A 24,118-nucleotide genomic window follows, 5' to 3' on the forward strand; every position below is an offset into this window, starting at 1 on the left:
TCTTTTTGTATATACAATGAAATTTGACACTAGCGCCTGACAGGTAGCTGTCAAGCTGTGATTGCGGGAAGGATTCAGGGTTTATCGATTGGGAAGGAGCTTAAAGGTATTTATGTATATACATTTAGCGGTCAAGACGGTGCCCAATAGGGGACAGACCACGATTTAATCTAAATCGTTAGTCCGCTTTGGCCTCCCAGGCTTCCCTGCTACCACTCTGCGCCCCAAAGCGGTCTCTACTTCCGCAGTAAATCTTGAGCTTCCTAGTGCATAATTACTATTCGTTGCTGAGCGGATTTCATCGACCAAACCTGCGTCCAACTGATATCGGAAAAGCTCACGGTAAGCAGCAGCCCTCTGCTTATCATCCTTGCTCAACGCACGGAACAAAGGATGCGGCCTGAGCAATGCGGAGTACTCACCTTGCGCGTTTGCTCGGTAACTCGACCATCGATACTCAGCAGGATGCTCAACTATCCCCGCGCGGACAGGGTTCATCTCAATATACCGATAGCAGGCAAGCACATAGCTTTCCTCGTTTAGCAGACACGAGCGGAAACGACCTTCCCAGAGTGTGCCACTACGACGATACGTCCGATTAATATACTGTACATAACGCTGCCCAAGCCCCTTCATCAACATCCCAACGCTTTCGGCTGTGCTTGGGGTTAAGAGCAAGTGCACATGGTTAGTCATCAAGCACCATGCATGAACAGCACAACCATGCTTCTGCGCCTGATCAGCCAAATGCTCAAGATAGAATTGGCAATCTTCATCACTATAGAAACAAGCTGAACGGTTGTTCCCCCGCTGAATAAGATGCAGCGCCATTCCAGGCAACAATAATCTTGCTCGACGTGGCATTGGAAACTCCTTTTCCATTCGCACCACTCGCAACGGCTTGTGGCTAGAGTAAATCGATACTAAAGCCAAACGTAAATCAAGGACTGAACTATTACCATCTCATCTAGAAAACCGTGGTCTGTCCCCTAATAACTCGCCTAATAACTCGTAACTCGTGTCCCCTAATAACTCGCGGAAACGGGTTCGACCGGTCAACTAACCAGGTTTGGCGTTGGAAAACTTTGCTGTTAAAAGCAGAGCAGGGTTGCTTTGAGTCTTGACGCTGGGTCGGCTAATGGGTGTCCCCTTTTCTCGGCCTCTCAAACTGGCCCCCAATATCCTTGAAAAGGAGCTTGAGGGGACACCAATCTCCACGTTTCATTTGACACTATGCACTTGAACCACTTTTCTTCAAATCCTGGCCCCGCATAGCTGTCCTGAACAGGAGTCTGCTCTGTTATCCCAGATTTAATCTGTTCGGTGATCCAGGCAGAAAACCGTTCATACTCCCTAGGAGATGAAAATCCCTCTATAACTTCCCAATTACACTCATTCATTGCTTTATCCAAGAAGTATCAATTTTGAAATCTTTCGGAAACAACACCTGATTACTCCCCCCAACTGAACAATAGGGGACAGACCACATTTAATCGAAATATCCCAAAAACGTGGTCTGTCCCCTAATACTGAAACTTTCCCTAACAACGCCTTCTGAATACTCAGACGGGCCTTCACGGCCCTCACCTTTTATAAAAGAAAAAAGAAACATATATTATAAAACCCAGCCACCCAGTAAATCTTCTAAGCCATATATTTTCATTCTCCCCGACATTCCCCCCCCCAGAAAAGTAAATATATCTACCGCTAAGGAATGAATAAAATGCATGCCCAAACCAAGCCTGACAAAAAATCACTGTATAAAAATCACTCCACATGCCATAAAACCTTTCCGCATTCAGAGCTATAAATACGGGCAATATAAATGCCACCATCACTAAAAAGTACTTATCTCTTAACAAGTCAAGATCACTCCCTAAAAATCTCACTATTCTCAACTATTTTTGACCATGCACCCGAAACGGACAAAGCATTAGTCATTTTTCTTGCAGCCTCAACAGAAGAACAATAGGGGACAGACCACGTTTAATCGAAATATCCCAAAAACATGGTCTGTCCCCTAATAACGCGAGGTGCCGTAAGGGACTTCTTGCCCATTTTTATAACTGACTTGTGGGCGAGCTCCAGTACCAAGATCAGCGCCGACATCAATCTCAGATTTTTGGGGTGTGGGACGAACAGGTGTCCCAGTAGAGGCAAGATCATCTACCTTTCCAGCAGCGCCACCAGTAGCTTTTGCACCAATTAACTAATGAATGATGAAATAAAAGCCCTTGCAATTTTACTCTCGGCCGAGGTGCCAGACGCCAACGCAGTAATTTCACCGCTAGAAATTAGGTTTGAGTCTAAATACTCAACAAATACCTCCTGAAGAGCAGACTCTCTCACAGCAATTACGCCAAACTCCTCATGCGCACTCTCAAAAGCAATCCAATCATGTGTCCTATTAAACAAAATAATTGGATAACCAACCGCCCCACCAAAAAAATCCTCAGATCTCTTACCTATCCATATTAAGTCGTTTTCAACATCACTGCCATTGACGGAAAAGCAGGAGTCAACCAAAAGCTCGCCTCCTGAGAATTTTATAAACACGTCGGACTTGAAGCTAGAAATACTTACTGTGATCAATCCACAAATAACGTCAAAAAAAGATAAAATCGGCCTCTCAAAGAACCAAAATAAAAAATCACCATCAACAAACACGTTTAAAGGCAGGTCTTTATTAAAATCAAGAACACCGGATAACTTACTAAGTAAGCAAGATAGCTCATCCGGACTCACCTTTAGCACAGCCATCGTTACTCTCCTGAAAATCTAATTTTAGTGACTGGCTTTTTTATGCCTTCAATAGTCAATGAAGCTGACGGCTGCCCAGTGGAAGTTGAAGATGGATAGAAACGATATACCTTCTTGCCACCTGTCAACACAGTTACTGTGCCATCCTGAGAAACCGTCTTCTTATATCCACTAGACTCGAGCAATTTTATAGCGCTGCTCTGAGTAATGTTAGCCTCAATTTGTCCTGCACTATTTCGAGTTGCTTTCGGTAGAAATTCGATAGCTGTTGCTTTTGCACCATCAAGTTATCGGAGTAAAAGCCTCTCTCTTAGCCCCTTCAAAACTTGGCTCATAGCTACAAGCGGGCCAACACCGTCTTGAGAATAAACGCTGCACGAAGCCATGTCTTCCGGATAATCAAAGTCCGCATAGATTTCCTGAAGTCGTTTTATTTTATTTTCGTCACTGTCATTCGACCCGTCAATGCAAAGCAGAAAAGCCAAACGCCACTTATCCATTTCAGCAACACAATTCGTCGCTTCCATTTGTTTTGAGATAATTTCAAGAAGCTCTTCATCGCTTAAATATTCGCCTCCAGCAATGATGGCAACGCTTTCGCTGTCGCAACCATTTAGAAGCTGATTTATGGCATATTCAAAAATATCTCCTCGACTTATCCAGCCCTTTTTATATCCCAAAAAAATAGTTGACCAGCAAGCCAAACCCAAACCGAATAATATACCAAATGGAGACATTACCCTTTCCTTATTTTTTCGGAATCTGGTTGGGCAGGCCAGTTACTTGACCACCTGAAATAAATCGTCGATGAGTTACGCTGCCTTCATCAACAATCCACTCAAAAACCCCACCTACTCCATTATTACTGCCTTCAATTTGTCTTAACTCGGACACCCTTACCACCTCGCCACCTGGCCCTTTGGTTGGTATCTCAAATTTAGCTGCATCACCAGCATAATTATCAATTATGTCATTGAACCCGTGCTGACCATCAGGAAGTTTATTTGCGCTCCCGGTTCTTGGCTTGCCTATGACCGAGTTATCAATTGCTTTTGCACCAACTAATCAGTGATAACCGCCTCTACCCCGCCCCCCCGAATTATTACCATCCCCCAATCGCCAGACAGAGTATAAGAACCATCGCCTACAACAAAGCTGTCTATATTCCCATAATCTAGCTCACCTGCACTATCTTCAAACCCTATGAATCGCCTATCAAACCACTCGATAGAGTCCACGTTAAAAAAACGCAACGATACTTTGCGATAGCAATATTGTTCTCCTTTTTTAGGTTCTTCATATTGTGGATGACTCTTAGTAAGAACAGCCTCCAGCTCAAAAATCAGTGCCCCTGCGACCTCAATAATTGATAAAACGTAGCTATCTTCGAGATAAAAATTTGAGAGCGGTAAAATTTCGTAATAATTCATATAGGCTCTCACAGGTCAAAGTCAATTGAGGTGTGATTATCCGGACTCTTTCTAGTTACCGGATTACCAAAGGCATCGGTTCTTTGGCCTGTTGCATCTTTGAACTCAACATGTGGATCAGAACTTCCTGGCGCGCGCGAACTGCCTTGTTTGATTGTCACACGCGGAATGCCATTCTCGTCAACATATTTGAGGGGGCCGCCGTCGGTCTGAGAGGGCTTCCAACCTAACAATAGGGGACAGACCACGTTTAATCGAAATATCCCAAAAACGTGGTCTGTCCCCTAATAACGACGGCATCACTCAAACTCAACTGGCCGAACGGCTGGGCGTGTCCCAGCAGACTATCCAAGCCTATGAGTCCGGTAAGCGGCGTATCCAGGTAGCGGCGTTGCCAGAGCTGGCCCGGCTGCTTTCGACCACACTCGAAGAGCTGTTTGGTCAGCAGCAGGAAACCACTGTGCGTAAGCGTGGCCCGGCTCCGAAATGGCAACAGCAACTGGAAGCCATCGACCAGCTACCTAAGAGCCAACAGAAATTCGTTGCGCATATGCTCGATGCCCTGATCGCTCAGGCCACGACCAAGGCGAACAGTGAAGGAAGGGAGATTTTGCAGTAAGCGGATAAAACAACACCGGCACGAGGCCGGTGTTGAGTGAAGGCTATGCAGAACAACTACTCATAAACTTTCGACGCACACAATATCTTTGCAAAAGTACTCCAGCTAGGGCTAGTAACATCACTATCACCAGAGTTTTTTGCATACATATCTATTGACCGAATCCAGGCTTCCATTGCAGCTAGAAACCTCTCTAAGTCCGGATTTTCCCAGTCATCGGGATTAAGCACCAACCCCTCTCGGAACTCTCCAACAAAATCCGCAAGATCTTCTTTTGTCTGTATATCTCTAACTCGTTCAAAACTCATACGACCCTCACTTACAAACGCCTCGAACACAGATAATCGAACCATTATTGGGCGTAGTCATTTTCCATCCCTCCCTAGCAACCTCCGCTGGCGTAGCGGGAACAACTTTGATTGGAACGCCCGCCTCAGACGCTGCAAGCAATCGTCTATTATCCAAACTGTAAACCACTCCGTCCTTCTCAAATACCCGGATAGGAGGTAAGTCATCTGGAGAGATTTTCCCTGACTTCAGCCCGTCAATTGTTGACTGAAGAGTTTGGCCATCTTTGAAGGTGTTCGAAACACTATCTTGCGGGAACAATAGGGGACAGACCACGTTTAATCGAAATATCCCAAAAACGTGGTCTGTCCCCTAATAACGTTATCGCCAGCAAGCAACTGCGTGCGTTGTGAGGTGCTCAGGTGTTCGGCCCCCTGAAGTTCGATGCGTTTGATATCAAAACATTGCGCATCTGGGTCAACAGCTTGAGGCGTGGGCGCATCGACTTTGCCCGGCAGTTGCTGAAGGGTCTCAAGGCGTTGTTGTTGCTCGTCGAGCAGGCGCTGCTGACGGTCGCGTATCAGGTCTCGGTCACCCGGGGCTTGCGGGGTCTGGGCATAAGTGGCTGAAGCACTGAGCAGACCAAAGAAACAAAAGTAGCGTACAGCAGGGTACATGCATTCAATCCCTTGAATAAAGGCAAAACGCCATCATTGCGTAATGAGTGTGAGCCTACCATGGAGCGAATATGCCTTCAGGCCACAAGTCCAAATATGTGACAGGCTTAATGAGATGAGAACTAATTGTCTCGCTGAAGTCACAACACCAACCAAAAGTTGTGCCCTGAAAGGTGTTCAGCCAATATCCAACAACTTACGGATTATTCACTGCCCCCCCAATAGATAAGAGATGACAGCCACGCGGTTGCCACCTCCTCCCGCCAAACAAGCTAAACTGCGCCTCCCAGCGTTCAGTTAATTGTTTATCCATGCGCCTATCTCGTTTTTTTATCGATGCTCCGCTCTCCATTGGCCAACATGCTTTGCCAGAGGCTCATGCGCATTACATCAGCCGTGTGCTGCGCCATAGCGTTGGTGATGCGGTGCAACTGTTTGATGGCAGTGGCAACGAGTACCTTGGTGAGTTGATTGAGGTGGGTAAAAAGACCGTCATGGTCGAGCTGCGCGAGTGCATCGCCGGGCAACCAGAGTCGCCCTTGAGCATTCATCTGGGCCAAGGTTTGTCCCGTGGCGAGCGTATGGATTGGGCGATTCAAAAGGCCACCGAGTTAGGCGCAACTGAGATCAGCCCAATTGTCAGTGAGCGTTGCGAGGTCAGGCTCAAAGATGATCGTGCTGACAAGCGCATGAGCCATTGGCGTCAGGTTGCGATAAGTGCCTGCGAGCAATGCGGCCGCTCAGTGGTGCCGGTTATCCATCCGCCGATTAGCCTGAGTGATTGGCTAACGCAGATAGACAGCGAGTTGAAACTGGTGCTACACCCCGTTGCACAGCCCCTGGAGAGCCACGCAAAACCCCAGTCGCTGGCTTTTTTGATTGGCCCTGAAGGCGGTTTAAATGAAGCTGAAGTCGAACAGGCTAAAGCTCAGGGATTTCATGCTGCGCGCCTAGGCCCCCGGGTGTTGCGGACTGAGACAGCGCCCGTGGTGGCCTTGAGTGTTGCACAGCAACTATGGGGCGACTTTTAAGCGCGCCAGCCCAGCCATAACGCAAAACGCCAGCTTTCGATGGCGCTTGGGCTTAGACCAGCCCTGCGTCCTCTAGCAATTGTTCAAGGGCAATCAGGTCCGGGATTTTCACCACATCATCATTCACTTGCACCGCCTCCAGCTCCAACGGTGCCAGCGTGGCGTCAGGTGCTGAGGCCAGGTCAGTAGCGACCTTTACTGAACGCGGAATGCCCTGCACTAACAATGCAATGAATTTGACCTTTTCACGGCCACCTGCGGCATTGATAACAGCCACCCGCGCATTGCCACCGATTTGCGCCTGGCCATCACTGGCGGCCTCAAATGACAGCAACGGCAAACGCAGATCGCGCCAGTTAATCTGCCCCAGAAACCAAGCAGGCATTCCCGAACTGGTCTGCGGTGCGCGGTAAGGGATCAATTCGGCAACGACCACGTTGGGCAACAGCAGGGTGCGATCAGCCAGCGGAATGGCCAGACATGTGAGGCTGGTGACGCTGTTTTCGCTGGTTATTGCTTGGCTCATTTGAAAATCCTAATCAGGCGTTCGATGCAGATTTACGGCACTGCTCTGCCAGATAATTAACCAATCCAAGTGCCAGCTCACGGGGGTCAGCGGTGAAATCACTGTAGCCACCTTCACGCAAGCTGTCGGGCATACTTGGGCATACGCAGGTGTCGCCGCGCTGGGTCCAAACAAGGGCATTCTGGCGTTTAACATAGGCAGCAGCGGCGCTACCGTCACTGCCCATGCCGCTAAACATTATGACCCCGCACTGATTGCCGAAATGCTGCGCGAGATTCAACATCATCTGGTCAATTGATGGGCTGTAAGGCTCAGGCCAAACACGCTCCGTTATGTGCATGGCACCGTCGCTGGCGAACTCAAGTTCACGGGCAATCGGCACGACGACGACCTCTCCGCAACGCACCCTGTCACCCTCGCGCGCCGGGTTTACGTGCCACTGGCTGTGCCGGCCAACCGCTTGCGGCAATACGGACTCAAAGCTGGCGTCGATATGTTGGGCGTAGATAAACCCCACCGGCAAGCCACCGGGCAGTGCATCCAAAAAGGCTTTTACCGCTGCCGGGCCGCCCATTGACGCTGCCAGCAACCAAACCTGCTGGGCCGGTTCACCAACCACAAGCTGGGTGTCAGCCAACACCTGCGGGAGTTCTAACCGGTTAGGCCGTTGGGCGTCAGCCAGTAACGCTTCCAGGGTTGGACCAACCGCTTTGGATGGATCACCCACCAGTTTTTTTAACTTGGCAAACAGGCTACGTTCCCAGCGCGGGTAGTTCTCGGAATGGCGCTCTGGCGCGTGACCTTCACCAAATAGCACTGGGGCTGAGGTTGTCTCCAGCAGGTTATCCACTAATGGCGAATCTTCTGACTGAGCCAAATCCACCAGCCATAAATCCGCCTCGCAAGCCTGCAACGCTTCTTCATCAAGACGCGCCGGATCACTATTCATGACCACTTCATAGCCACTGCCCGCCAACGCCTGCTGCAGCACGTGGCGCTGCAGGGAAGTATCCGCGATTACGGCGATGCGAGCGGTCATGTGCGTTTAACCAACTGATCAATGCTCTCAAGCAAGAGCGACTCTTGGTAGGGCTTGCCCAAGTACTCGTTGACCCCGATGCTCAGGGCTCGCTCACGGTGTTTTTCACCTGTACGCGAGGTGATCATGATAATCGGCAGGTCTTTCAAGCGTGAATCGTGACGGACCAGCGTCGCCACTTCAAAGCCATCCATGCGCGGCATTTCGATATCCAGCAGCATGATGTCCGGCTTGTGCTCTTGCAGCAACGAGATGGCATCGACCCCGTCTTTTGCCGTCAGTACGTTCATGCCGTTACGCTCAAGCAAGCGGCTGGTTACTTTGCGCACGGTCACCGAGTCATCCACAACCATTACCAATGTTGGACGATCGGCTTCAATCTCGGCTTCAGTGGCTCGCTGGTTAACCAAACGCGGCTGCAATTGGTTAAGCAAATGCGCGTGCAGGACCCGAATGGTTGCCAGCAAGTCGAGAATCACCACCACCCGGCCGTCACCCAAAATGGTCGCCCCGGAAATACCGTGAACACCGGCAAACTGTGGGCCAAGGCTTTTCACCACGATCTCACGGGAACCCGCCAGCGAGTCCACTTGAACCGCAACGGTATGCTCGCTTGAACGCACCAGAATCACCGGCAACGGCAAGCTCTGGCCAACCAGCTTAGGTTGCTGGCCGTTATTGAGCAGGTCACCGAGATAACGCAACTCATAGGCCTGACCGGCGTATTCGAAACGCGGTGCATCCGGTGCGTAATAGGCTTCAAGCTCGTATGGCGAAACGCGCACAATACCTTCAATGGTATTGAGTGGAATGGCGTAGAGGTCTTCCCCCGAATACACCATCAATGCACGGTTGACCGATACGGTAAACGGCAGTCGAATCAGAAAGCTGGTGCCAACGCCCGGGGTGGAGTCGATGCTCATCGAGCCACCGAGCTGTTTGACCTCCGAGTGCACCACATCCATGCCAACGCCACGCCCTGAAATCTGCGTAACCTTTTCGGCAGTGGAGAAACCGGCCTCAAGAATGAATTGCAAAACCTCGTAGTCGCTGAGGTCCGAATCGGCATCCATCAAGCCACGCTCAATCGCTTTACGGCGCACCGCATCACGGTTGATACCACCACCATCATCGGTCAACGTCAGGGCGATATCCCCCCCTTCACGGCCAAGGCTCAGGCGGATGGTGCCCTGCGCGGGCTTACCGGCAGCGCGACGTGTTTCAGCGGACTCGATACCATGGTCCACTGCGTTACGCAGCATGTGCTCAAGGGGTGCAACGATACGCTCAAGAACGGTACGGTCCATCTCACCATCGGCATTGCCGACAACGAACTCAACCTGCTTGCCCAGCTCACCCGCTACTTGGCGGACTATTCGGCGCAGACGCGGCACCAGACGCTCGAATGGCACCATGCGCGTACGCATCAGCCCTTCTTGCAGTTCAGTGTTAACCCGCGCTTGTTGCAGCAGCAACGTTTCCGCATCGCGGTTACGTGCGGCCAAGGTTTCTTTTAGATCCAGCAAGTCGGATGCCGACTCAAACAGCGCACGCGACAAGGTTTGCAGTTGCGAGTGGCGGTCCATTTCCAGCGGGTCAAAGTCTTCGTAGCCTGAGCGCTCAGCTTCTGCTTGATAGCTGCTGAGAATCTGCGCTTGGGTTTCAGTGTCGAGACGACGTAATTGATCTCGAACCCGGTCGATGGTCGACTCCATCTCGCTGAGGGTGAAGCCAAAGTCACTGACCTGCTGCTCAACCCGACCACGGAAGATCGAAGTCTCACCGGCCAAGTTGACCAAACCTTCAAGCAACTCAGCAGGCACTTTCACCAGTTCTTGCGGAGCTCTGCGCGAAGCCGCTTCTTGCGCCGCCTCTTGAGCCCGGCGAACAAAGGGCAGAACCTTGTTTACAAGTTCCTGCGCGGGCATGGCGCTGGCAGCAACAATCGGCGCAGACAGGTTTGCCTGATAATCTGCAGTAGGCGCTTGTGGTGCGACTTCAACAGGTGCATCTAAAGGTTCATTGGCCAGTCGCTCACGCAACAGCTCTACTTCGTTGACCAGCCCTTCGTAACCTGATTGCACATCGAGATAAATGCTTTCTGGCCATGGCGCAGGCTGCTGTTGCGCTTCACTGAGGTGCTGTTCAAGGTCATGCGTCAGATCGCCAAGACGCCTCTGACCCGCCAGCCGCGCACCGCCTTTGAGGGTGTGCAGAACGCGCAAGATGTCATCAACCGCAGCGGCGTCATCACGGTTTACGTCCCAGCGACCGACCGCCACTTCCATTGACTCAAGCAGTTCATCTGCTTCCTCAAGGAAGATATCGAGGATATCTGACTCTTCAGCGCCCTCAACAGTATCGGCAGCTTGCAAGTGCACGCTGGACGGCATGCTCAACTGCTGGCCTGGATTGCGGCGGAACTGCTTGATGGCCTCGATCAGCTCATCACCTTTTGGCACCGGGCGCTGATCACGCACGGCTTCAAGCATTGCAGCCAGACTGTCGTGACAACGTTGCAATAAGCTGAACAGCTCAGGGCTCGCACGCAGGCGGCCATCACTCAAACCTTCGTAAAGAAACTCGAGCTCATGGGCCAGATCGCCAACCTCTGCGATCTCCGACATGCGCGCCCCCCCTTTGAGGGTGTGCAAATCGCGTAGCAACGCCTCCAGCTCAAGGCTGTTATCAACATCGTTGATCCAGCGCTGCAAGGCCGCAGCCGAGCTTTCAAGAATATCGAAACCTTCCTCAAGGAAAATATCGACCAACTCCTGGTCACGCTCTTGAGCAGGCTCAGCCACAAAGGGTTGCGCCGCATCTGATGAGCCTGCCATATCGAGATCAAGTAGCGGCTCAGTCGAATCGGTCTCGCCACTTTCCACGATTACGGGCAAGTCAAAATCGTTGTTCGCGCTTAGGTCTAGCGGTTCAAGATCCTGTTGTTGATCGGCAACGTCGGGCTCATCTAACAGCTCAGACCCTGCGCTTTCAGCTTCTGGTTCTGGTTCTGGATCAAGAGTATCGACAGGCTGCTCAAGCTCGGCAGGCTCATCGTCAAGCTCTGCCAGGGGCAGGTCTTGCTCGATTTCAGGCTCAATAACGCCTTCAGCTACGTCGAGTATGGCGGTCTCTGCTTCCTGTTGATCCTCAGCAGCAGGCTGCTCGCCACGAATAAAGGCGTCAATGGCTGCGATCAAATCATCAGCCAGGGTCATGTTGGCCCGAGCCTGCATCTGCTCAACTTGCATGGCCAAGCGGTCGTGACTTTGCTGAAGCAAACCGTTCAACTCAGGCGCCGCTTTAAGGCGACCATCGAGCAAACGCTCATACAAGGTTTCCAGCTCGTGGCCGAGATCACCAACCGGCTGGATGTTCGCCATCCGTGCACCACCCTTGAGGGTGTGCAGATCGCGATACAACGCGTTGAGCGGGGCCTTATCTTGCGGGTTAGCCAGCCACTGATCGAGTGAAATACTGGCGCTATCGAGCAAGTCGACGGCTTCCTCAAGGAAGATCTCAACCATTTCACTGTCCAATGCCTCGTAGGCATCGGCGCTTAACGCGTGCTCGGTATAGGCCTGTTCGGCTGACTCCAGCGGCTGATCCAGTTCAGGCTCGACTGGTTCTGCAATCGACTCACTGCCCGGCTCTTGTGTTAGCGCTTCATCTTCCGAGTCAGCCTCTAACTGTGCCTGTAACGCCGCAGTGGCCGCATCGAGCTCAACAATTTCGATGCCGTTATCATCAGGATTCGACAACAACGCCAGCTTGGCGGGATCAAGGGCCTCACCCAGTAAAACCCGTAAAGCTTCAACGCGCTGCGGCTCGGCGCTAACCTGCAAACCTGCGGCGACTTGATCCATCATCCCGATAAGCGCTTCGTGGGCCAGTTCAGCCTCAGTGAAGAAGCGCTCACTCACGGCAAGCCTGCCTTCTTCTACGGCGCCATAGAGATCCAGCAAGGCCTCGCAAAGCTCATCGATTTGCGGCAGCTCAGCCATGTCTGCGCCACGCCCCAGCATGGTCAACTCATCGAGCAGTGCACTGAGTTCCTGACGCTCGAAGGGGTGTTCACGCCAATTGCGCAGGAGCTTTTCAGCATCCAGCAGAATATCCATACCTTCCGCGAGGAAGATGCTGATCAGCTGCGGATCACGCACCTCGCCCAGTTCGCTCTTGCGGCTGTTTTCAGCCGAGTCGAGGCGTTCCTGATGCAAGGTTTGCACATCGTCGAGAAACGCTTGCGCACCCGGCAGAGTGCCTAAAGGGTTGTCTTCAAGCTGCTCAAGTGCGTGGCGGAACAACTGCTCAGCGCGGCGCAACAGATCAGCCTCGGACATATCCAAGGCGATCAAGTTGGTTTTGAATTCCTTGACCAGTTTTTCCAGCGGCGCAGCAATCTCGGCAACCGGCAAAATACCCGCCATGTAGGCGCTGCCTTTGAGCGTGTGCAATGCACGCTGCAAATCGTCGGTTACCGGCTGTGGCAACTCGCGCTCGCAATCGGCCAAGAAGCGCAGCAGGGTGTCGAGATGGGTTTCAGCTTCGCTGCGGAAAATATCCAGCAACTGCGGGTCGAGCATGTCATCGCGCTCGCTCGACTGAGTGGCTTCTTCAACAGAGGGCTCAACAGCTTCGGTGACCACAGGCGCAGTTATACGCTGACCTTTGGCCAAGGCATGGGCAATCATCGCCAGCCGATCAACGTCATCGCGCTGACGTTGCGCTTTGTCAGCATATTCGCTGACCAGCTCAGGTATCAGATTAATGACATCAGTGATCACCTGCTGCACATCTGCATCCGCTTCGATACTGCGATCAAGCACGCGGTTAAGCAGGTTTTCAATGGACCACGCCAGTTCACCAATAACCAGCGCACGGACCATCCGACCACTGCCCTTGAGGGTGTGGAATGCCCGACGGACTTCAATCAGGGCATCTTTGTTCTGGGTATCTGCGCACCACAGTGGATAGTACTGGGCAATGGTTTCGAGGACTTCACCGGCTTCTTCAATAAAGACTTCAGCCAGCTCATCATCAAAAGGTTCTTCATCTGCTGGCGGCGGCAACAAGCTCGGCGGCACATCGTGCGCTGGCGGATTTACCAGTTGCACGGGAGCGGCCATGACATCAGCCATCGACAGTGGCTTTTCTGCCTCGTCTAGCGCTGTGGGTGTCGGCTCGCTGCGGCTTGGCAGTTCAACATCTGGCAGGCCCAGCGCAGCAATATCTTCTTCATTCCAGCTGGCTTGCGGCTCTAAGGTGTCAAGGCTGAAGGCCTCGAGCTGCAAGTCCGGGTCATCTAATGAAAACGCAGAGGTTTCATCGAGCTGCAAAGTCGGCAGCTGTTGATCCAACGAGGTATCTTCTGGCTCAAACTCGAATTCTGCAAAGTCAAAGTCGACCAGTTCGATATCGTTTTCAATATTGCTCTCGACTGGCGTGATCTCGGCCAAGTCAAAATTAACGGTTTCCTCGCGGCTGGGCTGCAGATCGCTGAACTCATCGCTCAAGTCGTCCAGCGCAGTAAAGTCCACAGGCTCTTCGGGCTGCGGCAAACTTGGCTCAGTTGTACGCTCATCATGTGCTGTTTCAGCATCAAGCTGCTGTTCTAACGCGGCATCAAAGTTGTCGCTCGATAGATCAACACTCAGGCTTGGCTCAGGCTCAGCAATTGATTCATCGCTAATGACCTCGATATCGTCCAGTGGATTCGCCAAAGGCTCGATATCGTCGGCACTAAGATCCAGGTCAAACTCGCTCAGAGCGACGGGTTCGTCGAACTGCGACTCAAGGGCTGACGCTTCATCTAGCGGTGCAGGACCGGTCGCTGGCTCATCAAGAATCGAGGGTTTCTCTTGCAGCGGGTAACCCAGACTTTCGAGGCTTTCTTCAGCTACATCGAGGATCAGATTGCCTTGGCTGGCGTGATCATCACCGAGGCGTTCGAGGTAATACTCAACGCTGGTGATGGCATCCGCCAGGGTATCGAGACTCTGCCAGTTAGGCACTGCCTTGCGGGCCAGCAATTGTTCCTGGATATAACGATTACACGCATTGAGCAGCTGTGCAGCGCGATCCAACGGGATCATCGCCAAACCGCCGCGCACTTGCGTCAGCAGTTCAGGCACACGGGCCAGGTGATCGTGATTCCACTGCGAAGCAATGAACTCGATAATCGCATCTTTAGCTTGTTCGAGACCGGTGCGTGCTTCTTTGATGACCAACTGGTGAATCTGCGCCACATCGGTCGTCGGCAGATGGCTTTCTTCGCTGCTACCGTCTTCCGAAGGCCCCACCATTCCTGCCAGTGTCGCCTCGACATAGAGCAACGCACCTGCCACATCCATCAACACGGCATCGCTAGGCTCACGCTGGCCTTGGGCCAAGCCTTGAACCACGGCAAGTTGGTCAATGATTACTTTACGCGGCTGGGCGAAACCCAGCACCGCCAGGGTGTCAGAAATTTGCTTAAGCGGTGCGAGCAATGATTCGAGCTCGGCAATTTGCACACGGTCACTGCGCACAAACAAATCAAGGCTGTCTTTAACCCGGACTAATTCTTCACACAGTGCGCCGACCACAGAACGCATGGCATTGCGGTCTGGGCCGGCAAGGCTGGCGCGCTCAGCGTCAACGGTTTCATCGTCTGGCAATGCATCATCCAGACGGTATTGTGCTTTCACCGCAGCAATGCGTGGCGTGGTATTGCTGGCTTTAGCGACGTAGAACAACAGGTTCTTGATCAATTCATCCGGCGCTGGCTGATTAAAGCCTTCCGCCCCCTGAATCATCAGGCGCTTGAGTTCTTTGTCGACTTCACGCAGCAGCCCGCGCACCGAGCTGCCGTTGGCGATGCTGCCACTGGCCAAGCCTTCGATAATAGCCGAGGAAATCTGCCATAGCGCGCCGAGTGGCGTGTCTTTGCACAGCGATTCCAGACGGGCAAAGACCCGCGCCATATAGCCCAAATTGGTTGGCAGATCCTGGTTACGTAACACACCGACCAAAGCCATCTGCAACATTTGCCGCAGTTTACGCAGTAAGCCTGGCAGTTCAGGGTTGTGCCGCTGCGCCAGAGATTCACTGGATAAGGCGGGTGCCAGCGAGGACATATCCGGGGCAAATAAGCTGGTCTCTGAGAGCAGCTTTTCGCCGCGTGCCGAGCGCAGGTCATTAAGTAACGGCAACACGACCATTGGCAGGTCGCGACGCGCAGTTTGGATACGGTCCAGGTAAACCGGCATCTGCAGAATCGCCTGCATCAGCACTTCCAGTGCTTCGCCCTGATTACCGACGCGGCCTTCCATCAACGCTTGCGAGAGCTGCTCCATCTCTTCCGCGAGCAATGCCGCGCCGTGGAACTCAACCATCTGCAAGGTACCGTGCACCTGGTGCACGTAGGTCAAGCAGAAACGCATGCGCGTAGGGTCTTGAGGGTTCTCAACGAACGACTCAAGCGCCTGACGTGCCTGTTTCAGGGTTTCTGCTACTTCGCCTTTGACCCACTCCAGGGCGACATAGTCGTGCCGATCACCCATAGTCACTCCGCTCATAACTTGCCCTTACGGGTAAACGCCAGAACTCGTTCGTCTGCAACCGGTATCAAATCCGGATGCTGCCAACCCGCTACTTCACCGACCCCAATAACCAGCAGACCACCCGGTGCAAGGCGCTCTGCCAGGCAATTGAGGATCTCTCGGCGACGCCAGCGACGAAAATAGATCAACAAGTTCTGACAAAAAATAACGTCCATACCGGCCATTGGCGCTTTGGCCAACTCCAGCACATTGAGCTTGGCGCAACACACTTGCGACGCCAGTTCCGGTAATACTTTGAGGCTGCCATCGGCTTCAGCGGAAAAATAGCGCTGGGCAATGCCGGCCTCTAATTGTTCGAGCTTACGTGCTGCATAACGTCCTTCACGGGCCTTACTTAACGCATTAAGGCTGATGTCAGTACCGGTGACTGCAAAATGTGCAGGCAGCCCGGCCTTCTCAAGCACTTGGGCAGCAGTGATAGCCAATGAATAGGGCTCCTCACCACTGGAGCAGCCAACACTCCAGAGTTCCCACGGCTTAGCCAGGGGCTGCTGCAACCTTGATTGCAGGTAAGCCTCAAGCACAGCAAATGAAGCAGGGTGCCGGAAAAATCGAGTTTCTTGGACCGTCAACCTATCCAGTAACAGCGACCACTCAACCGCACCACGCGGTCCATCTGTAACCTGACGATAATAGTCGGCGTATTCACTGACACCCAATTCACGCATGCGCGAACTCAGGTTAGTCTGTAAAAACGCCTTGCGCTGCTCCTGAATCACGACGCCAGTGCGGTCTTCGAGCAAAGTCTGCCAGCGATGGAATTCGTCTTTGGACATATCCATAACTGGCTGCAAGGCCCATGCACCTGGCGAGTTGTCGTGACGTTCGGTCATAGTCCCAGGGCTCCGGGCAGCGACCTTTGCAAGGCGCTGCACAGCCATCGATTAAGCCTGCTCCCCTTCCGGCAAGGTAAAGCCGGATACCGACTTACGCATCTCACTGGCCATTTTCGCCAAGTTACCAATGCTCTTGGCGGTTGCGGTTGTACCGGACGAGGTTTGCGAGGTGATCTCTTGAATCACGTTCATGGTGTTGGAGATATGACCGGCAGACGACGCCTGTTGGCGAGCAGCGTTGGAGATGTTCTGGATCAAGGCCGCGAGGGTCTTGGATACTTTCTCAATCTCTTCCAGTGCAACCCCGGCGTCTTGCGCCAGTCGTGCACCGCGCACCACTTCAGAGGTGGTCTGTTCCATCGAAATTACCGCTTCGTTGGTGTCAGTCTGAATCGTCTTAACCAGTGCCTCAATCTGCTTGGTTGCAGCTGAGGAACGTTCAGCAAGGCGCTGTACTTCGTCCGCTACCACGGCGAAGCCTCGACCCGCATCACCGGCCATGGAGGCCTGAATTGCAGCGTTAAGGGCGAGAATGTTGGTTTGGTCGGCAATGTCGTTAATCAAACTAACGATGTCACCAATCTCCTGTGACGACTCACCGAGGCGCTTGATCCGCTTCGAGGTGTCCTGGATCTGCTCACGGATGTTATCCATGCCGGTGATGGTGTTGTGTACGACTTCGTTGCCCTTGTTGGCGATCGCTACCGATCGCTCTGCCACCGCAGAGGACTCAGAGGCGTTAGCCGATACCTGGTCAATCGACACCGCCATTTCGTTGATCGCCGCAGACGCACCGGCAATTTCTTGCGCTTGGTGCTCAGAGGCCTCGGCCAGATGCATCGCCGTTGCCTGCGTTTCTTGCGCAGCACCTGCCACCTGCACGGCGGTCAAGTTAATGGTTGCAACCAAGTCACGCAGTTGGTCGATGGAGTAGTTGATGGAGTCAGCAATGGCACCGGTGAAGTCCTCGGTTACCGTCGCCGCTACCGTCAAGTCACCGTCCGCGAGGTCGGCAATTTCATCGAGCAGTCGCAAAATGGCCGTTTGGTTACGGTCATTTTTCTCAGCCGTTTCAGCCAGTCGACGGTTAGTCGAACGCACCATCACGATACCGATCAGGATGATCGAGGCCAGTACCAGCAAGCCCAGTACATAACCAATCAGGGTGTTGACCTGACGACTGTCAGCGAGGCCATCAAAGCCTGTTGATAAATCAGACGCTTTATCGAGCAGGGTTTGCGAAACTGTAAAGATCGAGTTAGCCGACTCACGAACCTGGAACAATTCAGGCGACGTTTCAAGGATCTCGTCTACCGAACCCGATACGAATTCGAACAGCTCAGAAATCTCACCGAGACGATCAAGCGCCTCTTTGTCTTCGACCTTGGTAATTTCCATGGCGGTGTTGCCTTCCAGCATCGCGCTCAATACGCGACCGAAAAGGCTGGCATCACGGCCGAAGGTGTCAGCTGCCTGTACCGAGTCAGTATCACCGGCCAGTACCTTGTTCACCGAACCCAGAATACGTTCAGCCAACAGCGACTGACGCTGGGCAACCGATACCTGAGCCGCTGGCGCACCGCTTTCCAGCAGGATGTCGACGACTTCTTCGTACTCGACCTGCAACTGCGGAATGGTTTCAGCCAATGTTGCCGCTACCTGGTGCAGCGACAGAACGGTTTGCTCACTGGCCAAAATGGAGTCAGTGTTTTTACGCAGGCTGTCCCAGTCCTTTTGCACAGCCGCCATTTGCGGCTGCACCAAATCAGGGGCTGGCGGCAGACCGGTTTCAGCGTTGCCATCGGTCAAAATTGCCCAACGTTTCTGGAAGTCGTTGCGTGCATCACGCAACAAACCAAAGGCTTCAGGCGTACCTGTTGCAGCTTCCGTGGCGTTTTTAGCAATACGCTGAGACAGAACACGAAGCTCACCGGAGTGACCAATGTACTCAGTGTCGTAGTTAGACTGGGTGTTGATATAAGCGAAGTTAACGAACAACAACACAACTGACACAATCAGGACGATGAACAGCCCCAAAATCAGCGTACTGCTACGCGTACTCGCGAATAAATTGCCTGCATTTAGTTTTTTCATTATCTGGCCCCCGCCTGGACCGACCGCACTACGGTTCCCATATAACGCCAAAAGGCCGGCAAAGCCGACCCAACCGAAAATCTTATTAAAATGCTACCGCTAGAAAATCTGGATTCTGTGCCAGCGCAAAAGGGCTGAACACCAACCAGGCTTGCTCACGTTGAAATACGCCATGGATAAACGGTTCTACCGATGTCTCCAGGGGTGGTAACTGTTCAGAAAATGTATCCACTGAAAAGTGCTGCATACCAAAGACTTCATCGACCGTGAGGCCGGCAAAAATCTCTTGATGGTCCACCACCAATACCCGCCGCTGCTTGCGCAGTGGCGACAGTTCATTGCCCAAAAAGCCGCACAAATCCATGACTGGAAGCAAACGACCCCGCACATTAGCCACACCCTTGACCCAGCTCTTAACGCCTGGCAACAAGGTGTAACGTGGCTCATGCAGCACTTCACCGACCTCACCCATCGGTGCTACGAACAAACGCTCCCCCATCCGAAAGCCGATACCACTCCATGTCTGCTGTGCGGCTTGCTGCATAGGCAAGCCAGCCGCAAGAGCACGACAACGCTGGTCGATTTCAAGAAGTTTTGCGAAGGGTGTTTGTACGTCAGACATGCCCACTGCAGCCTTATGGTTAGAGTTTTCCTACGGCTTTGGAATTAACCGGCCAGCACAGCATTCAGCGTTTTCAGCAGTGTGTCTTCGTCAATTGGCTTGGTCAGGTAGTCTTTAGCACCTTGGCGCTTACCCCAGACCTTGTCAGTTTCCTGATCTTTAGTGGTCACAATAATCACAGGAATGTGATTGGTGTCCGCATCTTTAGTCAACTGACGCGTTGCCTGGAAGCCGTTAAGCCCCGGCATCACAATATCCATCAAGACTGCATCAGGTTTTTCCTGACGAGCCAGAGCGACGCCATCAGCGCCATTTTCCGCCTTCAAGACTTCATGACCGTGCTTTTCCAGCATTGCGGTCAGCTTGTACATCTCGGTCGGAGAGTCATCAACAATCAGAATTCGAGCCATGGTGTTTCCCACTACTTAATGGACATCTGCACAAAAGCAGGCAGATGTCAGGATGCTTGTTCCACCGGCATAAAGTCAGGCACATGCGTTTTGATCGCACCGAGCAACTCTTCTTTACTGAAGGGTTTGGTCAAGTACTGATCAGAACCCACGATGCGCCCTTTGGCTTTATCGAACAGCCCATCCTTTGAGGACAGCATGATCACCGGCGTGGATTTGAATGCGCTGTTATTTTTGATCAGAGCACAGGTCTGATAACCATCAAGACGCGGCATCATGATGTCTACAAAAATAATGTTCGGATGAGTATCGGCAATTTTTGCCAAAGCATCAAAACCATCTACTGCAGTAATTACATCGCAACCCACTTTTTTGAGCAGGGTTTCTGCGGTTCGACGAATCGTTTTCGAATCGTCAATGACCATTACTCTCAAACCCTCGGAATGCTGTTCCATGTTTGCCCTACCATCGCCTCGGTGAGTCGTTATTTTTCTGCCGGAGCCAGTTAAGCTCGACCGCCCATCTAATGATGTCGCGTCATATCCCAATAATTCACCGCCAACCCGCAGCATTAAATACTGCGCCACTGACCTTATTATTGCGTGTGAGCATTGCGGACTCAGCCTTTGAGCAGGCTCCATAACATTAGCGGCTTACATCTGACGCCAATAGATTGTTACCCTGATCATCTGGCCTTTTTAACACAGTCTCTACATGCAAGCTATAAGCTACCGATGGCTAAGGTTTTTTCCTTGAACGACTACACAATCAGCAGCTATTAAAGGGCTCGTGATAGTCTCCAACACCTTATTTACAGTTCACATTTTGACTTTACGGAGAAAAACACATGACCGTTCGTGTCGGCATAGTCATGGACCCCATCGCGCAGATATCCTTCAAGAAGGACAGTTCCCTGGCCATGCTCCTCGCAGCCCAGGCACGCGGCTGGTCGCTGTTTTATATGGAAGTCAAAGATTTATACCAGGCCAAAGGCCATGCTCGTGCGCGCGTCTGCCCGCTTGAGGTGTTTTATGACCCTGAGCACTGGTTTGAACTAGGCACCGAGACGGACATGCTGCTGTCTGATCTTGACGTGATCCTGATGCGCAAGGACCCGCCATTCGACAATGAGTTTGTCTACGCGACCTACCTGCTTGAACAAGCCGAGAACGCTGGCACATTGGTAGTCAACCGCCCGCAAAGCCTGCGCGACTGTAACGAGAAGCTGTTTGCCACTCAATTCCCGCAGTACACCCCCGAGACCATTGTCAGCCGTCGCGCCGATATTTTGCGTGAATTTGCTAAAGAGCAAGGTGACATCATCCTAAAGCCCCTCGACGGCATGGGTGGCTCGATGATTTTCCGCCATCGCCAAGGTGACCCTAACCTCTCGGTAATCCTGGAAACCCTTACCGCCCATGGCACCCAGCAGATAATGGCGCAAGGCTATCTGCCAGCCATTATTGATGGCGACAAGCGCATTCTGATGATTGACGGCGAACCTGTACCTTATTGCCTGGCACGAATTCCGGCGGCGGGCGAAACCCGTGGCAACCTCGCAGCCGGCGGGCGCGGTGAAGCTCGGCCACTGAGCGAGCGCGACCTGGAAATCGCTCATGGCATTGGCCCAACACTGCGCGAGAAAGGTTTGCTGTTCGTTGGCCTCGACGTGATCGGCGATAACCTGACCGAAATCAACGTCACCAGCCCAACCTGCATCCGCGAAATTGATGCCGCCTATGACACCAAGATCGCCGAGCGATTGATGGATGTAATTGCCGAAAAACTCGCTGCCAAACAGGGCTAGCACAAATGGTGGCTGAAAAAAGCATCAACCACCCTACAAGAGCGTCAGCCACCCGGGACGGGCGTGATTCGTAGGGTGGTCAACGCGAAGCTTGGCCACCAGAGTTCAACCCACACTCGAATAGGCAGGCACAAATGGTGGCTGAAAAAAGCATCAACCACCCTACAAGAGCATCAGCCACCCGATACGGGCGTGACTCGTAGGGTGGTCAACGCGAAGCTTGGCCACCAAGCTTCAGCCAATAATCCAATGTGCGGGTACCGATGGTGGCTGAAATAACCCCCAACAAGTTTGAAGCAGGTAGCAGCTTTGAACTTGAAACTTGCAGGCCATGGCCTCTAGTCGGCAGACTGCGCGGCATTCTGAGCTGAACCTTATACAGATGAAACCAACAGCCAAGACCACAATCACAGCATCTTCTGGCGTCAAACCTGCGGACAGACTGGGCTTTACCCTGTTTCTTGCAGCCGTTTTGCACGTCGCGCTGATACTTGGCTTGAGTTTCACTCTGGCTGACCCCGTGACCATCAGCAAAACCCTGGAAATCACCCTGTCGACCTTCAAGAGCGAAGAAAAGCCCAAAGAGGCAGACTTCCTCGCCCAGGACAATCAACAAGGCAGCGGCACGCTGGAGCACAAAGCGGCGCCGAAAACCACAGAGCAGGCACCGTTCCAGGACACTCAGGTCAAGCATGTGACGCCACCGGCTGCGCCGCAGCCGCCACCCGTGCCGAAGCAAGCGCCGAAAAAAGTCGTTGCCACAAAAAAACCACAACCGCAAAAGGTTCAGGCCAAGCAAGAGAAGGTCAAACAAGTCGAGCCAACCCGTGACGCACCGACCTTCGACCGCGAGCAACTGAGCACTGAAATCGCCAGCCTCGAAGCAGAGCTTGCCCAGGATGTTCAGCAATACGCCAAACGACCCAAGATTGTCCGGCTTAATGCAGCCTCAACCATGCGTGACAAGGGTGCCTGGTATAAAGATGAGTGGCGCAAGAAAGTAGAGCGCATCGGCAACCTCAATTACCCAGATGACGCACGCCGCAAACAAATCTACGGCAGCCTGCGCATGCTGGTGTCCATTAACCGTGACGGCAGCCTGCATGAGGTATTGGTCCTGGAATCATCCGGCCAACCGATGCTCGACAAAGCAGCACTGCGTATTGTTCGCCTCGCCGCGCCTTACGCCCCCTTTAGTGGTGACCTGGCAGATGCCGACCGTCTGGAAATCATCCGCACCTGGCGCTTTGAGCGCGGCGATCGCCTGTCGAGCAACTAGTCTCACGCCTTCCCGCGTTTTTTTGTAGCAAGCCCATCGAGGAAAACCGTGTTTTGGCTTCCCGGCTCGTGTCGCAGGCTTTAAGCTAGCGCCCATGAAAGATGCCAGCCCTAGCTACCTCAAACACCAACTGCTGATTGCCATGCCACACATGGACGATGAGCATTTCGCGCAAACCGTCACCTACATCGTTGAACATAACGATCAAGGCGCCATGGGCTTGGTTATCAACCGCCCAAGCGGTCTTAACCTTGCAGACGTACTTGAGCAGCTCAGCGAAGAAAGCGAGCCGCCAATTATCTGCGAGAGCTTGCCGATTTTTTCCGGTGGCCCTGTGCAGACCGATCGCGGCTTTGTCCTGCATCCTGCAGGCGACAGTTACCAAGCCACCCTTGAGCTTGGCGAACTGGGCTTAACCACCTCGCAAGATGTGTTGTTTGCAATTGCCGCCGGTACCGGCCCTGACAAATACCTGATTACCCTGGGTTACGCAGGGTGGGATGCAGGCCAACTAGAAGCCGAGATTAGCAATAACGCTTGGCTGACCTGTCCGGCGACACAGGACATCCTCTTCGATTTGCCCTTTGACCAGCGCCTCAACGCCGCCGCATCGCAGCTTGGCATTAATTTAAGCTTGCTGACCTCGCAGGCAGGGCACGCCTGATGGACAAGCCCCTGCGTTTATTGCTCGGCTTCGATTACGGCACCAAGCAGATTGGCGTCGCTGTTGGTCAGGTGATTACCGGCCAGGCGCGGGAACTCTGCGTGCTTAAAGCACAAAATGGCGTGCCTGACTGGCAAAAAGTTGAAGCACTGATTCGCGAATGGCAACCCGATGCAATCGTCGTCGGCTTGCCACTGAACATGGACGGCAGCCCGAGCGACATGAGCGAGCGAGCAGAGAAGTTCGCGCGCCGTCTCAATGGTCGCTTTAATCTGCCGGTGCATACACATGACGAACGCCTGACCACCTATGCGGCAAAAGGCGAACGCTTACAGCAAGGCCAAAATAGCGGCTATCGCGAACGCCCAGTGGATGCACTGGCTGCCGCACTGCTGCTCGAAGGATGGCTAGAAGAACATATTTCAGGCTGAG

At 52.8% G+C, this 24,118-nt stretch carries 21 protein-coding genes; 6 read left to right on the top strand and 15 right to left on the bottom strand.

Annotated features, from left to right (window positions below):
* Positions 1 to 165: 165 nt before the first annotated feature.
* The 5 genes from ACIGCM_RS15005 to ACIGCM_RS15025 form a co-directional block, all read right to left on the bottom strand.
* Entirely contained in the window at positions 166 to 864 is a 699-nt protein-coding gene (locus tag ACIGCM_RS15005; protein ID WP_397502889.1) for a transposase, read from the bottom strand.
* A 1,341-nt stretch (positions 865 to 2,205) separates the two neighbouring features.
* Positions 2,206 to 2,760 carry a hypothetical protein gene (locus ACIGCM_RS15010; RefSeq protein ID WP_397502890.1) on the bottom strand — a complete coding sequence of 185 codons (555 nt, stop codon included), beginning with the start codon at positions 2,758 to 2,760 and terminating at the stop codon, positions 2,206 to 2,208.
* A 287-nt stretch (positions 2,761 to 3,047) separates the two neighbouring features.
* Entirely contained in the window at positions 3,048 to 3,497 is a 450-nt protein-coding gene (locus tag ACIGCM_RS15015) for a DUF2247 family protein (RefSeq protein ID WP_397502891.1), read from the bottom strand.
* A gap of 10 nt (positions 3,498 to 3,507) precedes the next feature.
* A complete protein-coding gene (locus ACIGCM_RS15020; protein WP_397502892.1) occupies positions 3,508 to 3,654 on the bottom strand; it encodes a hypothetical protein in 147 nt (48 codons plus the stop codon).
* Between the two features lie 167 nt (positions 3,655 to 3,821).
* Positions 3,822 to 4,190 (bottom strand): hypothetical protein, encoded by a 369-nt coding sequence (locus tag ACIGCM_RS15025; protein WP_397502893.1) that lies wholly within the window; start codon positions 4,188 to 4,190, stop codon positions 3,822 to 3,824.
* Between the two features lie 277 nt (positions 4,191 to 4,467).
* On the opposite strand from ACIGCM_RS15025, the gene ACIGCM_RS15030 reads away from it, so the two are divergent.
* On the top strand, positions 4,468 to 4,809 hold the full coding sequence (locus ACIGCM_RS15030; protein ID WP_397503310.1) for a helix-turn-helix domain-containing protein: 342 nt from the start codon (positions 4,468 to 4,470) through the stop codon (positions 4,807 to 4,809).
* 56 nt (positions 4,810 to 4,865) lie between these two features.
* Here the strand turns inward: ACIGCM_RS15030 and ACIGCM_RS15035 are convergent, their stop codons facing one another.
* Entirely contained in the window at positions 4,866 to 5,117 is a 252-nt protein-coding gene (locus ACIGCM_RS15035) for a hypothetical protein (RefSeq protein ID WP_096480655.1), read from the bottom strand.
* A 318-nt stretch (positions 5,118 to 5,435) separates the two neighbouring features.
* Positions 5,436 to 5,774, bottom strand: coding sequence for a hypothetical protein (locus ACIGCM_RS15040; protein WP_397502894.1), 339 nt, complete (start codon positions 5,772 to 5,774; stop codon positions 5,436 to 5,438).
* Positions 5,775 to 6,085: 311 nt separating this feature from the next.
* Between ACIGCM_RS15040 and ACIGCM_RS15045 the strand changes: the two genes are divergently transcribed.
* Complete coding sequence (locus tag ACIGCM_RS15045; protein ID WP_397502895.1) at positions 6,086 to 6,805, top strand: 16S rRNA (uracil(1498)-N(3))-methyltransferase; 720 nt, start codon at positions 6,086 to 6,088, stop codon at positions 6,803 to 6,805.
* A gap of 52 nt (positions 6,806 to 6,857) precedes the next feature.
* Here ACIGCM_RS15045 and ACIGCM_RS15050 read toward each other — a convergent pair whose 3' ends face one another.
* The 8 genes from ACIGCM_RS15050 to pilG all read right to left on the bottom strand — a co-directional run bounded on the left by ACIGCM_RS15050 (position 6,858) and on the right by pilG (position 20,391).
* Entirely contained in the window at positions 6,858 to 7,331 is a 474-nt protein-coding gene (locus tag ACIGCM_RS15050; protein ID WP_397502896.1) for a chemotaxis protein CheW, read from the bottom strand.
* 13 nt (positions 7,332 to 7,344) lie between these two features.
* Positions 7,345 to 8,370 (bottom strand): chemotaxis protein CheB, encoded by a 1,026-nt coding sequence (locus ACIGCM_RS15055; RefSeq protein WP_397502897.1) that lies wholly within the window; start codon positions 8,368 to 8,370, stop codon positions 7,345 to 7,347.
* A complete protein-coding gene (locus ACIGCM_RS15060) occupies positions 8,367 to 15,914 on the bottom strand; it encodes an Hpt domain-containing protein (RefSeq protein WP_397503311.1) in 7,548 nt (2,515 codons plus the stop codon). The genes ACIGCM_RS15055 and ACIGCM_RS15060 overlap by 4 nt, the downstream gene beginning before the upstream one ends.
* Before the next feature lie 11 nt (positions 15,915 to 15,925).
* Positions 15,926 to 16,807, bottom strand: coding sequence for a protein-glutamate O-methyltransferase (locus ACIGCM_RS15065; RefSeq protein WP_397502898.1), 882 nt, complete (start codon positions 16,805 to 16,807; stop codon positions 15,926 to 15,928).
* A gap of 51 nt (positions 16,808 to 16,858) precedes the next feature.
* A complete protein-coding gene (locus ACIGCM_RS15070) occupies positions 16,859 to 18,904 on the bottom strand; it encodes a methyl-accepting chemotaxis protein (RefSeq protein ID WP_397502899.1) in 2,046 nt (681 codons plus the stop codon).
* Positions 18,905 to 18,989: 85 nt separating this feature from the next.
* A complete protein-coding gene (locus ACIGCM_RS15075) occupies positions 18,990 to 19,526 on the bottom strand; it encodes a chemotaxis protein CheW (RefSeq protein ID WP_397502900.1) in 537 nt (178 codons plus the stop codon).
* Between the two features lie 44 nt (positions 19,527 to 19,570).
* The gene (gene pilH / locus ACIGCM_RS15080; protein WP_010485677.1) at positions 19,571 to 19,936 is read right to left on the bottom strand and encodes a twitching motility response regulator PilH; all 366 of its coding nucleotides are present in this window, start codon (positions 19,934 to 19,936) and stop codon (positions 19,571 to 19,573) included.
* 47 nt (positions 19,937 to 19,983) lie between these two features.
* Entirely contained in the window at positions 19,984 to 20,391 is a 408-nt protein-coding gene (gene pilG, locus ACIGCM_RS15085; protein ID WP_339489693.1) for a twitching motility response regulator PilG, read from the bottom strand.
* A gap of 392 nt (positions 20,392 to 20,783) precedes the next feature.
* On the opposite strand from pilG, the gene gshB reads away from it, so the two are divergent.
* The 4 genes from gshB to ruvX all read left to right on the top strand — a co-directional run bounded on the left by gshB (position 20,784) and on the right by ruvX (position 24,117).
* Positions 20,784 to 21,743, top strand: a complete 960-nt coding sequence (gshB, locus tag ACIGCM_RS15090; protein ID WP_397502901.1) for a glutathione synthase — start codon at positions 20,784 to 20,786, stop codon at positions 21,741 to 21,743.
* Between the two features lie 382 nt (positions 21,744 to 22,125).
* Positions 22,126 to 23,022: an energy transducer TonB gene (locus ACIGCM_RS15095; protein WP_397502902.1), complete on the top strand. Its 897-nt coding sequence runs from the start codon at positions 22,126 to 22,128 to the stop codon at positions 23,020 to 23,022.
* Between the two features lie 94 nt (positions 23,023 to 23,116).
* The gene (locus tag ACIGCM_RS15100) at positions 23,117 to 23,686 is read left to right on the top strand and encodes a YqgE/AlgH family protein (protein ID WP_397502903.1); all 570 of its coding nucleotides are present in this window, start codon (positions 23,117 to 23,119) and stop codon (positions 23,684 to 23,686) included.
* Complete coding sequence (ruvX, locus tag ACIGCM_RS15105; RefSeq protein WP_397502904.1) at positions 23,686 to 24,117, top strand: Holliday junction resolvase RuvX; 432 nt, start codon at positions 23,686 to 23,688, stop codon at positions 24,115 to 24,117. The genes ACIGCM_RS15100 and ruvX overlap by 1 nt, the downstream gene beginning before the upstream one ends.
* Position 24,118 lies beyond the last annotated feature (1 nt).

This window comes from Pseudomonas sp. NPDC078700, assembly GCF_044542375.1.
Classification (GTDB): Bacteria; Pseudomonadota; Gammaproteobacteria; order Pseudomonadales; family Pseudomonadaceae; genus Aquipseudomonas.

Bases quoted from the DNA above. Each gene is read 5' to 3' on its own strand.
- ACIGCM_RS15065 (WP_397502898.1), bottom strand. From the start codon at position 16,807: ATGACCGAACGTCACGACAACTCGCCAGGTGCATGGGCCTTGCAGCCA.
- ACIGCM_RS15060 (WP_397503311.1), bottom strand. From the start codon at position 15,914: ATGGGTGATCGGCACGACTATGTCGCCCTGGAGTGGGTCAAAGGCGAA.
- ACIGCM_RS15025 (WP_397502893.1), bottom strand. From the start codon at position 4,190: ATGAATTATTACGAAATTTTACCGCTCTCAAATTTTTATCTCGAAGAT.
- ruvX (WP_397502904.1), top strand. From the start codon at position 23,686: ATGGACAAGCCCCTGCGTTTATTGCTCGGCTTCGATTACGGCACCAAG.
- pilG (WP_339489693.1), bottom strand. From the start codon at position 20,391: ATGGAACAGCATTCCGAGGGTTTGAGAGTAATGGTCATTGACGATTCG.
- ACIGCM_RS15050 (WP_397502896.1), bottom strand. From the start codon at position 7,331: ATGAGCCAAGCAATAACCAGCGAAAACAGCGTCACCAGCCTCACATGT.
- gshB (WP_397502901.1), top strand. From the start codon at position 20,784: ATGACCGTTCGTGTCGGCATAGTCATGGACCCCATCGCGCAGATATCC.
- ACIGCM_RS15095 (WP_397502902.1), top strand. From the start codon at position 22,126: ATGAAACCAACAGCCAAGACCACAATCACAGCATCTTCTGGCGTCAAA.
- ACIGCM_RS15070 (WP_397502899.1), bottom strand. From the start codon at position 18,904: ATGAAAAAACTAAATGCAGGCAATTTATTCGCGAGTACGCGTAGCAGT.
- ACIGCM_RS15075 (WP_397502900.1), bottom strand. From the start codon at position 19,526: ATGTCTGACGTACAAACACCCTTCGCAAAACTTCTTGAAATCGACCAG.
- ACIGCM_RS15040 (WP_397502894.1), bottom strand. From the start codon at position 5,774: ATGTACCCTGCTGTACGCTACTTTTGTTTCTTTGGTCTGCTCAGTGCT.
- ACIGCM_RS15010 (WP_397502890.1), bottom strand. From the start codon at position 2,760: ATGGCTGTGCTAAAGGTGAGTCCGGATGAGCTATCTTGCTTACTTAGT.
- ACIGCM_RS15005 (WP_397502889.1), bottom strand. From the start codon at position 864: ATGCCACGTCGAGCAAGATTATTGTTGCCTGGAATGGCGCTGCATCTT.
- ACIGCM_RS15015 (WP_397502891.1), bottom strand. From the start codon at position 3,497: ATGTCTCCATTTGGTATATTATTCGGTTTGGGTTTGGCTTGCTGGTCA.
- ACIGCM_RS15045 (WP_397502895.1), top strand. From the start codon at position 6,086: ATGCGCCTATCTCGTTTTTTTATCGATGCTCCGCTCTCCATTGGCCAA.
- ACIGCM_RS15100 (WP_397502903.1), top strand. From the start codon at position 23,117: ATGAAAGATGCCAGCCCTAGCTACCTCAAACACCAACTGCTGATTGCC.
- pilH (WP_010485677.1), bottom strand. From the start codon at position 19,936: ATGGCTCGAATTCTGATTGTTGATGACTCTCCGACCGAGATGTACAAG.
- ACIGCM_RS15055 (WP_397502897.1), bottom strand. From the start codon at position 8,370: ATGACCGCTCGCATCGCCGTAATCGCGGATACTTCCCTGCAGCGCCAC.
- ACIGCM_RS15035 (WP_096480655.1), bottom strand. From the start codon at position 5,117: ATGAGTTTTGAACGAGTTAGAGATATACAGACAAAAGAAGATCTTGCG.